Raw genomic sequence first — 12268 nt, 5'->3', positions numbered from 1 at the left:
TCAGTTAAAAGGTTTCAAATCAACACGGGCCATCATGGCCGCCAGTTGAGGACGATCGGTGATACCGACGTTGCTCTGGCTGACTGCCAAAGCGGCGACCGCAGTCGCAAGACGTAGGGTGTGTTCGCTGGACTCACGCATTAACAGGCCATAGATAAGCCCGCCGACCATGGAATCCCCGGCACCCACGGTGCTGACGACTTCACAAGCTGGTGGTTTTGCAATCCATTCGCCAGATGCGTTAACCCACAGTGCGCCTTCCGCGCCCAGTGAAATCACTACATGCGCGATGCCCTGTTCACGCAGTGCGTGAGCCGCTTCAATCACATCTTTCATTTCAGGAAGTTTGCGACCCGCCCAGATTTCAAGCTCGCGACGGTTAGGTTTCACTAACCATGGCGCCGCTTTCAGCCCGGCGACTAATGCTTCGCGGCTGCTGTCGAAAATAATGCAAGGGCACAGGCTACGCAGACGTGTCATCCAGTCGGTGAAGGCTTCTGGCGAAACGCCCGCAGGCAGGCTGCCACTGACGCAAACCATGTCGAACTGACCGAGCCAGCTCAGGGAATCGGCAACAAAACGCTCCCAATCCGCCGGGGTCACTTCAAAACCGGAGAAATTGAAGTCGGTGACTTCGCCGTCTTTTTCGGTCAGTTTTACGTTGATACGAGTACGGCCCTGAACCACCTGAAAGCGGTTAGCTATACCCAGTTCGCTGAACAGTTGCTGGAAGCCGTCCTGGTTATCTTTGCCGAGGAAACCGCCAACGGTGACATCGATACCTAAATCTTTCAGAACCTTAGCAACGTTGATGCCTTTACCCGCGGCATGTAAGCCAGTAGTGCGAACCAGGTTCACTTCCCCACGTTCAACTTCTGGGGTGTAACCGACCAAATCGTAAGCCGGGTTTAATGTGATTGTTGCGACGCGACGGCTCATGCTGCCCCCTCGCCCAGACCGGCAGCAATGGCTTCACCAATCGCATTCAGCGCAAGTTCAGCATCATCACCTTGTGCGGTAAAGCGCAGGTGATGACCTTTCTTCACGCCAAGTGCCACGACTTTCATCAGGCTGCGTCCGTTGGCTGGCTTGCCGCTGCCATCAAGGTTTGTCACGGTAATCTCACTATTAAATTGTTTGATGGTATTCACCAGCACCGTACCAGGACGGGCGTGTAAACCATGTTCGTTACGGATCTGGAAATCAGCACTCAGGCTGTTTTGCTCAGGAGCAACATCGGATGTCAGCAGCGTCAGCAACGCCGGTGCATCTGCGTTCAGCAAACGGTCAGCCGTGTTGTTGATGAGCATGTCGCTCAGGCGGTTCAGCACTTGCAAAGGTTGGTCGTCGGCCACAGCAACCGTCATCAGCAGTGATACCGGTTTGCCTTCAGCTTCAAAAGCAGCGGCAGGACGGCTGATGGCGACTGCACTGGCGAGGTTGCCTTCGGTGCTGTCGTTCAGCCAGATACCCTGACCTAAATAAAGGGGTTTGCTGGAAACGACATCGCTGACGAATGCCGCATTGGCCGCACCCGCTTGTTTAATGCGCCCGGCATTCAATGCTTGCAGCGTCATCAAGTCGGTTGCGGTGACATCCAGCGCCAGTAAGGAGTTATCAAACAGCAAAGAGGCGGATTGTTTTTCACCCATCAGCAGAGCACGCAGCTCTTCTGCTGAAGTTGCAGATTTGAGTTGTTCAGCAACTTCATCATCGCTAAGCACATGCGTCAGCTGACGCAGTAAACCAAGATGCTCGTCGGAGCTGGCTGCGATACCAATTGCCACATAGGCAGTCTGGCCTTCGCCCCACTCGATTCCCTGCGGGAACTGGAACACTTGCACGCCAGTTTTCAGCACCAAATCACGGGTATCGGTGGTGCCGTGTGGAATGGCAATGCCGTTGCCCAGATAGGTGGAGGTTTGAAGCTCGCGGGCCAGCATACCTTCTACGTAGCCGATGCTGACGTTCCCGGCCTGCGCGAGCGCGGCGGCAACCTGGCGTATGGCTTCTTCTTTATTTCCGGCGCTTGCGCCCGGATGAATATCTTGTACAGATAACTGGAACATGGATCTCCTCTCCTGCTGAATTGAAACGATTCAGCTGCAATGAGAAAAAATGCGCCATCCCACTCCTGAACTAAAATAAGACGACGCTGAAACGTTTCAATTAGTGTGGAGATCCTCAGCGATTCAGGCAAGAGATGTTGTCATTTCGTTACCGGAATTTAGAGGTTACGCACATTTTTAACGCCATCACCGCAGCAAAAGTGAGCAGCATCACAGTGCGTTCAGCACATTATTTTTTAACGTCAGCTTTTGCTGAACACATCCAGGAACAGCGTTTTATCTATTCGTGTCGCTTTTGATTTGAACAACTGTTTATTTACAGGTAAGGCGCGTAAACTCCGCGCGTTCATTGATAATCGACTCCGAGAGCATGCAAAACTCCCCCATAGCAGCAACCCGAAAGCCCCTTGATATCACTTCTTCTGCCTTCTTGATTGTAGCTTTTTTAACCGGAATTGCGGGCGCATTACAAACCCCGACGCTGAGCCTGTTTCTGACAGAAGAAGTTCACGTCCGCCCGGCAATGGTCGGCTTCTTTTTCACCGGAAGTGCGGTCATCGGAATTTTGGTCAGCCAGTTTTTAGCGGGACGTTCCGATCGCAAAGGCGACCGTAAATCGCTGATTTTTGTCTGCTGCTTATTGGGTGCACTCGCCTGTGTACTGTTTGCCTGGAACCGTAACTATTTCGTGTTGCTGTTTGTCGGCGTGTTCCTCAGCAGTTTCGGCTCCACCGCCAACCCGCAAATGTTTGCCCTGGCCCGCGAGCACGCTGACCACACAGGCCGTGAAGCGGTAATGTTCAGCTCCATTTTGCGTGCGCAGGTTTCGCTGGCATGGGTCATTGGCCCGCCTATCGCTTACGCACTGGCTCTGGGTTTTGGCTTTACGACGATGTATTTGTGCGCCGCGTTTGCGTTTGTGGTGTGCAGTGTGATGGTGCGGTTGCTATTACCGTCGATGCGTAAAGAGTTGGCGGCGAAAACCACTAAGCTTGAAGCGCCGCGCCGCAACCGACGTGATGCGCTGTTGCTGTTTGTCGCCTGCACCATGATGTGGGGCTGCAACAGCCTCTACATCATCAATATGCCGCTCTACATCATTAATGAATTACATCTGCCGGAGAAACTGGCGGGCGTGATGATGGGGACGGCGGCCGGGCTTGAAATCCCAACCATGCTGATTGCCGGTTATTACGCGAAACGCTTTGGTAAACGCTTCCTGATGCGCATTGCGGGCGTGGCGGGTCTGTTTTTCTATATTGGGATGCTGACGATACACAACGAATATATGCTGCTTGGCCTGCAACTGCTGAACGCGATTTTCATCGGCATTCTGGCGGGTATCGGCATGTTGTATTTCCAGGATTTAATGCCCGGCCAGGCCGGTGCCGCAACAACGCTTTATACTAATACCACGCGTGTCGGCTGGATTATTGCAGGCTCGATGGCCGGTGTAGTGGCAGAAATCTGGAATTACCACACCGTGTTTTATATCGCGTTGGGAATGATTGCCATCACCGCGTATTGCATGGCGAGAATCAAAGATATTTAAGGTGCCGTCGCTTCTTCGAGATAAATCAGGTAATCCATCGCCTGTTGGCGCGTGGTGCCACACATCTCGCGGGACGCTTGCAGACTTGCGCAGACCTTTGGCCTAAGCGGCGAAGTAAAGATTTTGCAGCGCATGTCTGCTCCAAGCTGAACGCAAATGGTGTTGGCGGGTTTGCCATCAGGCATTCCGGGGATGGGGCTTGATACAGAAGGCGCTGTGCAACACGCGCCACAATCGGGACGGCAGTCCATCAGCATTGCTCCGGTGGGCTGACAAGGATCTGGACTGTAGCAGCGACGACGCGGCTTTACTACGTAGATTTATATAATTTCAGAGATGAAATCCGCTTGCCTGAAACACGCCTCGCGAGTAATTTGACGCAATATTTTCGCTCCTCAATTTTTTACAGGAAACTTCGATGCCAAGAGCTAACGAAATCAAAAAGGGTATGGTACTGAATTACAACGGCAAGCTGCTGATTGTTAAAGATATCGATATTCAGGCACCTAGCGCACGCGGCGCTGCAACCCTTTATAAAATGCGTTTTTCTGATGTCCGCACTGGCCAGAAAGTTGAAGAGCGCTTTAAAGGTGACGATATCGTCGACACCATTACCCTGACCCGCCGTTACGTTGATTTCTCTTATATCGATGGCAACGAATACGTGTTCATGGATAAAGAAGATTACACCCCGTATATCTTCACCAAAGATCAGATTGAAGAAGAGCTGCAATTCATTCCTGAAGGCGGCATGCCAGATATGCAGGTTCTGACCTGGGATGGTCAACTGCTGGCGCTTGAACTGCCACAGACTGTGGATCTGGAAATTGTTGAAACCGCACCGGGCATTAAAGGCGCGTCAGCAAGTTCCCGCACTAAGCCTGCAACCATGTCCACAGGGCTTGTGATTCAGGTTCCAGAATATATGGTGACGGGTGAGAAGATCCGCATTCATATCGCTGAAAAGCGTTCTATGGGTCGTGCAGATTAATGGTTGTTTAGAATGTAAAAAACGCGCCAACTGGCGCGTTTTTTATTTGAAGCTTTGCAACTTACTTCAGCAAGTCCGGGAACAGAGTCTGTTTCAGAGCCAGTTCCACACCGCGAACTTCCGCCAGACCTTTCAGGCGACCAATCGCTGAATAACCTGGGTTCGTTTTCTTGTGTAGATCGTCAAGCATCTGATGACCGTGATCCGGACGCATTGGGATCGGACGCACGTCACCGGCGTTTTTACGGCGTTGTTCTTCAGTCAGAATCGCTTTCACCACCGCAACCATGTTCACATCACCTTGCAGGTGTGCGCCTTCATGGAAGGTTTTCGGGTTATCTTCGCGGCAAGTTGCACGCAAATGAGTGAAGTGAATACGATCGCCGAAGGTTTCAATCATCCGCACCAGGTCGTTATCCGCGCGAACGCCGTAAGAACCGGTACACATGGTGAAGCCGTTATAAATGCTGTTAACGGTTTCTTTCAGCCACTGCATATCTTCAATGGTAGAAACGATGCGCGGCAGGCCGAGGATTGGACGCGGTGGATCGTCCGGGTGAACCGCCAGACGCACGCCAACTTCTTCCGCTACCGCAACAATCGCGCGCAGGAAGTACGCCATGTTTTCACGCAGTTGTTCTTTGTTGATACCGTCGTATTCCGCAAGACGCGCACGGAACTGGTCAAGGGTGTAACCCTCTTCCGCACCAGGCAGTCCAGCAATGATATTACGGGTCAGTTTTTCTTTTTCTGCATCCGACATATTGTTGAAGTAATCCAGCGCCTGACGCTGTTCTTCTTCGCTGTAATCTGCTTCAGCGCCTTTGCGCTTGAGGATGTGCAGCTCAAATGCCGCAAAAGCAATCTGGTCGAAACGCAGTGCGCGTGAACCATCTGGCAATTCATATTCCAGGTCGGTACGCGTCCAATCCAGAATCGGCATAAAGTTGTAGCACACGGTGTCGATGCCACATTCAGCCAGGTTACGAATGCTCTGCTGGTAGTTAGCGATATGCTTATCGAAATCACCAGAATGGGTTTTGATTTCTTCGTGTACCGGAATACTTTCAACCACTGACCAGGTCAGACCTTTAGCTGCCAATACCGCCTGGCGCTCTTTGATGTCGGCAACCGGCCAGACTTCGCCATTTGGGATGTGATGCAGAGCAGTAACGACACCGGTCGCGCCCGCTTGACGCACATCATCCAGTGATACCGGGTCTTTTGGGCCGTACCAACGCCATGTTTGTTCCATCGACAGTTCCTCAGTTAAGTTGTCATACCAATTCTAGAATGCTGTATTGACTACTACCATACCGGAATCTGCTTTATGGTCAAATTTTGCGATGACATTGGTTGATCCAGCTCACATTAAAGGGATAAAGGCAGCACACCAATTTGATTTGTTGTCATATAACTTTAGACTGCGCAATGTTACTAATTGGTTAATCAGGATTTGCATTTTATGAACACAATTGCTTCAGTCACGTTACCTGCTGATGTTCAAGTGCCTCGTTATGATCGCAAGGCTTTGAAAACACGCATCGTCCATTTTGGTTTTGGTGCGTTTCACCGGGCACACCAGGCGCTGTTGACCGATCGCGTGCTCAATAAACTCGGCGGCGACTGGGGCATCTGTGAGATTAGCCTGTTTAGCGGCGATAAGCTGATGAGTTCGCTGCGCGCGCAGGACCATTTATATACCGTGCTGGAAAAAGGTCGCGATGGAAATCAGGCGATTATTGTCGGTGCCGTTAAGGAATGCCTGAATGCAAAACTTGATGGGCTGGACGCGATTATTGAAAAATTCTGCGAGCCGCAAGTAGCAATTGTCTCGCTGACCGTGACGGAAAAGGGTTATTGCATCGACCCGGCAACCGGCAAGCTCGATGGTAATAACGATCGCATTATTCATGACCTGCAAAATCCGACCGAACCACATTCCGCCCCCGGCATTCTGGTAGAAGCGCTGAACCGCCGCCGTGAACGCGGCCTGCGCCCGTTTACCGTGCTTTCCTGTGACAATATTCCCGATAACGGCCATGTGGTGCGTAATGCCGTAATTGGCATGGCGGAAACGCGCAGCCAGGAATTAGCCGACTGGGTCCGCGAACATGTCACCTTCCCAAGCACCATGGTCGACAGGATCGTGCCTGCCGCTACGCCTGAATCATTACAAGAAATCACTGACACGCTGGGTGTTGAAGACCCGTGTGCGATTTCTGGCGAACCGTTTATCCAGTGGGTGATTGAAGATAATTTTGTGGCGGGCCGCCCGGCGTGGGAAGAAGTCGGCGTCGAAATGGTCGATGACGTGATGCCGTGGGAACAAATGAAGTTGCGTATGCTAAACGGCAGCCACTCGTTCCTGGCGTATCTCGGCTATCTTGCGGGCTACCCGCATGTGAATGATTGCATGGCTGACGAGAATTTCCGCAAGGCTGCCCACCGTTTAATGATGCAGGAACAAGCGCCTACGCTTCGTGTTACGGGCGTTAACTTGCAGCAGTACGCAAATAATTTGCTTGAGCGTTTTGAGAATCCAGCGCTGAAACACCGAACCTGGCAAATCGCCATGGACGGCAGCCAGAAGCTACCGCAGCGCATGTTGGAAAGCGTGCGCTGGCATTTACAGCAGGGTGATGAATGGCCGTGTCTGGCGCTCGGCATTGCCGGATGGATGCGCTATGTCAGTGGCACTGACGATGCTGGAAACGAAATTGATATTCGTGATCCGCTGGCGGCAAAAATCAAAACGCTGGTTGAAACCAGCAGCGACGAAGATCGTGTTCATGCCCTGCTCGGCTTGCATGAAATCTTTGGTAGCGATTTGCCTGCTGACGAGCAATTTGTCGCACGCGTAACCTCCGCATGGAATGAATTATCCACCTCTGGCGCTCGCGCAGCCGTGGCAAAACTCGCCGGTTAATTTGGCATTCTATGCCCTTAGCTTGCTTTAAAGGCGAACGAAGCAAGCTAAGGCTTCAAATTTTGGCAAATGTTGTTCAGGATAGTGGGCATTGAATATCACGTAAGGTTCACGCAACCTGTCCGGAGCATTTGTGACCAAAACCAACTTAATTACCGGTTTCCTCGGTAGCGGTAAAACCACCACTATTTTGCATTTGCTGGCTAATAAACCTGAACATGAAAAATGGGCGGTACTGGTCAATGAATTTGGTGAAGTCGGGATTGACGGCGCGTTGCTCGCCGACAGCGGCGCATTATTGAAGGAAATCCCCGGCGGTTGCATGTGCTGTGTGAACGGGCTGCCAATGCAGGTTGGTCTGAACACTTTGCTGCGCCAGGGTAAACCCGATCGCCTGCTTATCGAGCCAACCGGCCTCGGTCATCCAAAGCAAATTCTCGATATGCTGACTGCTGAAGTTTACCAGCCCTGGATTGAACTCAACGCCACGCTTTGTTTACTGGATCCGCGTCAGTTGCTGGATGAACGGGCGGTAAGTAATGACAACTTCCGCGACCAACTCGCCGCCGCCGATATCATTATTGCTAATAAAGAAGACCGCGCCAGCGATGAGAGCCGTGCTGCGCTGAGTGAATGGCAAGAGCGTGAAGGGGGCGACCGTGAAATTGTTACCGCTCAAAATGGCAACATTGATAGCGCCCTTCTCGATAAACCGCGCCAGAACTTACGCGAGCTACCCTCCAGCCCCGATCACAACCACAGCCATGCGGCAACTCGTGGCCTCGCCGCGCTCAGTTTGCCCGAACATCAACGCTGGAGACGCAGCATAAACAGCGGCCAGGGTTACACAGGCTGCGGCTGGATTTTTGATGCAGACACACTTTTTGACACAGTCGGTATTTTGGAATGGGCTAGACTTGCTCCCGTTGACCGGGTGAAAGGAGTCATGCGCATCGCTGAAGGCTTAGTGCGCATCAACCGCCAGGGACAGGATTTTCATATTGAAACTCAGAACGTTGCACCACCAGACAGCCGTATTGAGTTGATTCATAGCGGTGAAGTGGACTGGAACGCGTTGCAAAACGCGTTGTTGAAGCTACGTTTAAGTTTGTAAGTCTACCCTTTCTCCTTTGTTAAAAGATTTTGTGGTTTTGCATGAATAATATTCGACTCCCTCAGATTCTGGTGCTGAACGCACTAGGATTAGCTTTGTTTTTCAGCTGGTATCTGCCTGCAGGCCATGGCGCGTGGTTCACCCTGGACTCCAGCATTTTCCATTTTTTCAATCAGAGTCTGATTAAGAGTCATGCTTTCCTGGTTTTTGTCGCCATAACCAATAACCGCGTATTCGATGGCATATCGCTATTAGCAATGGGTTCGCTATTTTTCTGCTACTGGCGCAAAGAGACGCCAAAAGGTCGCCGCCGCATGGTTATCATGGGGATTGTGATGCTATTTTGCGCAATTATCATTAATCAGCTTGGCCATTTGATTCCCGAATCCCACGTTAGCCCAACGCTGTATTTCCCTAATATTTATCGGGTCAGCGAATTACTCCACATCCCGACTAAAGATGCCTCGAAAGATAGTTTCCCGGGCGATCATGGATTAATGTTGCTGATTTTCACCGGCTTCATGCTGCGCTATTTAGGTCAAAAAGCATTCGCGATTGCCCTTATTATTTTCCTGGTATTCATGATGCCCCGCATAATGATTGGCGCGCATTGGTTTACGGATGTGTTTGTCGGCTCATTATCTGTGGTACTTGTTTGCCTGCCGTGGGCGCTATTAACCCCATTAAGCGATGGGTTAATTAATCTGTTTGATCGCTATTTACCTGGCAAAAATAAAACAATTAATTAACACAAAACAAACATCACTTAACTAAAATGACCAGGGATCGAAAACGATCCCTGTCCGTTTTTATCCCACCACGGCAATCGGCTAATATTTGCTCCATTTCATTCCTCCAGCAAATGAATCACCTACATACATAAGCAACAATTCTGGTTAACAAACGTGCAATATGCCTTATTGCCTTTTTACATCACAATTTCTTATAAATTTTCAGAGAAAACCACTCGCTATGCGGGTATTGATAAGGTAACCTCGAGAACGTTTTGCGCTAACCGTTGATTCATTCGCATTGTGAATAAATTTGTGCGTCACACCACAGTTTTGTTGATAAGCATTTGTTTCGCAGCGCTGAGGTAATTAGTCTCGTCACGTTGGCATTTTGTATAACGATATTTATCGTTAAGGACATCAAGGGATAACAAACATAATGGTCAAATCTCAACCTATTTTGAGATATATCTTGCGGGCGATTCCCGCAATTGCTGTGGCAGTAATGCTTTCAGCCTGTAGCTCGACAAACACCGCAAATATGCATTCTGAGACGCATGCAGTCGGCAATAAAGATGGTTTTTTACTGCAAGCTTCTCAGGATGAATTCGAAGAGATGGTCCGTAATGTAGATGTGAAATCACGTCTCATGGATCAATATGCAAGCTGGAAAGGCGTTCGTTATCGTCTTGGCGGCAGCAATAAAAGCGGTATTGATTGTTCTGCATTCGTGCAGCGTACATTCCGCGAACAATTTGGTTTAGAGTTGCCTCGTTCAACTTCTGAACAGCAGGATACAGGTAAATCAATTTCACGTAGTAAATTACGTACAGGTGATTTAGTTCTGTTCCGCGCCGGTTCAACGGGTCGACATGTTGGTATTTACATCGGTAATAACCAGTTTGTACATGCTTCCACCAGCAGTGGTGTGACGATCTCAAGCATGGACGAGCCCTACTGGAATAAGCGCTATAACGAAGCGCGCCGTGTCCTGAGCCGCAGTTAATGCGCTCATTTGCAGACGGTTACTCCCTTGGCTGTACTGCAAAAAAGCAAAACAACGAGACAATAAAATAACGCTGCCCTGGCAGCGTTTTTTATTGCCTGAAATTTAGCTTAGAATTCATCCCCTTATCCTTTTTAACAATATTTATAATTTACATTCGAAACTTTATGACGCAGTTGCAACTTTTGCGTTATAGTCGAAAAAAGCACATATAAACAATAAGTCTCTTGCTCTTGCAGGAACCCATTACCCATGTTTTCAAAAACAATTTTTTCGCGTTACTTTTCCTCTGTCCGGCAAATTGTCGCTTTTAGTATTTTGGCTGGCGTATTTGCCGCACTACTGATTGGCGGGATAACTAGCCTGGCGCTACACAGCAAGCGTGAAGCAAGCTATGATTCTCTTTCTGGCGATGTCCGTGATTATCTCAGTCAATTTTTTCAAGACCTTCACTCCACCGCCAACGGCATCCAGCCATTAACACTTTCTGATTGCCACCAGGTTTCCGGCGAACTGACATCCAGCGCTGCGTTTAACGCCAACGTCCGCGCATTTGTATTAGTCCGTGAGGGTTTTGCCTACTGCTCGTCTGCAACGGGCAGCATGATGCTCGACATGCACGAGCTGGTGCCTGATATCGACATCAATTCCAACATCGACATTGATATCCTGCACGGCACGCCGATGATGCCGGGCAAGCCGACAATCGCTGCCTGGTTTAAAAACCCTGTGATTCAAGGGCGCGGTGTTTTCGCCACCCTGAATGTGAATCTCACACCTTATTTGCTTTTCACCACCCGCCAGAGTGATGTGGTTTCGATGGCCATCATCGCAAGCGGCAAAGCGCTCACGACGATTTCCAGCAATGTGATGAACGTGTCGGAACTTCCCCCGAATCCCACGCGCGAGATCTCAATACCGGGTTATCCGATCAAAATTGCGCTTTACGGTAAAACCTGGCCTGTTGAAGATATTCAAATCTCCGTTCTGACCGGCCTTGTATTCGGGATTCTTGGCGGAGCGCTCTGCGCCTATTTCCTGACGGTGCGGTTACGCTCGGGTAAAGAAATCCTTACCGGCATTAAGCGGGGGCAATTTTATGTTGTCTATCAACCTGTCGTGGATGCGAAAACCTTAACCATGTCGGGCGTCGAAGTTTTGATGCGCTGGAATCACCCGATTGCCGGGCCTATCCCGCCTGATGCGTTTATCGCGTTTGCCGAAGCGCAACAACTGATTGTTCCTCTTACTCGCCATTTGTTTGATTTGATTGCCCGTGATGCCAGACGGCTACAGCAAGTTTTACCGCCGGGTGCCCGGCTCGGTGTGAATCTGGCGCCCAGCCATTTGCACTCCCCCACTTTCAAAGAAGATATTCAAGCTTTCGCCGCCTCGATGCCGCCACATCATTTCCAGCTGATTTTTGAAATCACCGAACGCGATATGGTGAAGGAAAACGAAGCCAGTTGCTTGTTCCACTGGATGCATGAGCAAGGGTTTGAAATTGCAGTCGATGATTTTGGAACCGGGCACAGTGCGCTTATCTATCTTGAGCGCTTCAAACTCGATTATTTGAAAATTGACCGCGGTTTTGTGAACTCCATTGGCCTGGAAACGGTCACTTCGCCGGTGCTTGACGCCGTACTGACGCTCGCCCGGAAACTGAGTATGACGACCGTTGCGGAAGGTGTAGAAACGCGTGAGCAAGCCAAATGGTTGATTGATCAGGGAGTCAATTACTTGCAGGGTTACTTCTTTGCCTGGCCCCTAACCCTCGAGCAATTAAAGGAATGGGAAAGCCAGCCGAAATCCTACGACGAGCTTAAAGGGACTGATTTTTCAGAGTAACGCCCAGGACTAACACAGATGCCGCTTG

11 protein-coding genes are annotated in these 12268 nt (G+C 50.2%); 7 read left to right on the top strand and 4 right to left on the bottom strand.

Annotated features, from left to right (window positions below; translation table 11 throughout):
- Window positions 1-939: a 1-phosphofructokinase gene (gene fruK, locus D6029_RS16265; RefSeq protein WP_120065752.1), complete on the bottom strand. Its 939-nt coding sequence runs from the start codon at window positions 937-939 to the stop codon at window positions 1-3.
- Entirely contained in the window at window positions 936-2069 is a 1134-nt protein-coding gene (gene fruB / locus D6029_RS16260; protein WP_120065751.1) for a fused PTS fructose transporter subunit IIA/HPr protein, read from the bottom strand. The genes fruK and fruB overlap by 4 nt, the downstream gene beginning before the upstream one ends.
- A 370-nt stretch (window positions 2070-2439) precedes the next feature.
- Here fruB and setB point away from each other — a divergent pair, with 370 nt between their 5' ends.
- Entirely contained in the window at window positions 2440-3621 is a 1182-nt protein-coding gene (gene setB, locus D6029_RS16255; RefSeq protein ID WP_120065749.1) for a sugar efflux transporter SetB, read from the top strand.
- Here setB and D6029_RS16250 read toward each other — a convergent pair.
- Window positions 3618-3872 (bottom strand): YkgJ family cysteine cluster protein, encoded by a 255-nt coding sequence (locus tag D6029_RS16250; protein ID WP_120065747.1) that lies wholly within the window; start codon window positions 3870-3872, stop codon window positions 3618-3620. The two genes, setB and D6029_RS16250, sit on opposite strands and share 4 nt — an antisense overlap.
- A 167-nt stretch (window positions 3873-4039) precedes the next feature.
- Between D6029_RS16250 and yeiP the strand changes: the two genes are divergently transcribed.
- Window positions 4040-4612 carry an elongation factor P-like protein YeiP gene (gene yeiP / locus D6029_RS16245; protein ID WP_034497033.1) on the top strand — a complete coding sequence of 191 codons (573 nt, stop codon included), beginning with the start codon at window positions 4040-4042 and terminating at the stop codon, window positions 4610-4612.
- 61 nt (window positions 4613-4673) lie between these two features.
- Here yeiP and uxuA read toward each other — a convergent pair whose 3' ends face one another.
- Window positions 4674-5867: a mannonate dehydratase gene (gene uxuA, locus D6029_RS16240; protein ID WP_120065745.1), complete on the bottom strand. Its 1194-nt coding sequence runs from the start codon at window positions 5865-5867 to the stop codon at window positions 4674-4676.
- Window positions 5868-6077: 210 nt separating this feature from the next.
- Here uxuA and D6029_RS16235 point away from each other — a divergent pair, with 210 nt between their 5' ends.
- The 5 genes from D6029_RS16235 (at window position 6078) to D6029_RS16215 (ending at window position 12240) form a co-directional block, all read left to right on the top strand.
- A complete protein-coding gene (locus tag D6029_RS16235; RefSeq protein WP_120065743.1) occupies window positions 6078-7541 on the top strand; it encodes a mannitol dehydrogenase family protein in 1464 nt (487 codons plus the stop codon).
- Between the two features lie 133 nt (window positions 7542-7674).
- Entirely contained in the window at window positions 7675-8655 is a 981-nt protein-coding gene (locus tag D6029_RS16230) for a CobW family GTP-binding protein (RefSeq protein WP_120065742.1), read from the top strand.
- A gap of 41 nt (window positions 8656-8696) precedes the next feature.
- On the top strand, window positions 8697-9404 hold the full coding sequence (locus D6029_RS16225; protein WP_120065740.1) for a phosphatase PAP2 family protein: 708 nt from the start codon (window positions 8697-8699) through the stop codon (window positions 9402-9404).
- 421 nt (window positions 9405-9825) lie between these two features.
- Window positions 9826-10392 (top strand): bifunctional murein DD-endopeptidase/murein LD-carboxypeptidase, encoded by a 567-nt coding sequence (mepS, locus tag D6029_RS16220; RefSeq protein WP_120065738.1) that lies wholly within the window; start codon window positions 9826-9828, stop codon window positions 10390-10392.
- Window positions 10393-10644: 252 nt separating this feature from the next.
- A complete protein-coding gene (locus tag D6029_RS16215; RefSeq protein ID WP_120065736.1) occupies window positions 10645-12240 on the top strand; it encodes a cyclic di-GMP phosphodiesterase in 1596 nt (531 codons plus the stop codon).
- The last annotated feature ends 28 nt before the right edge of the window (window positions 12241-12268 follow it).

Source organism: Buttiauxella izardii, from assembly GCF_003601925.1.
GTDB classification, from domain to species: Bacteria; Pseudomonadota; Gammaproteobacteria; order Enterobacterales; family Enterobacteriaceae; genus Buttiauxella; species Buttiauxella izardii.
This window is presented reverse-complemented; position numbering and strand designations above follow the sequence as displayed.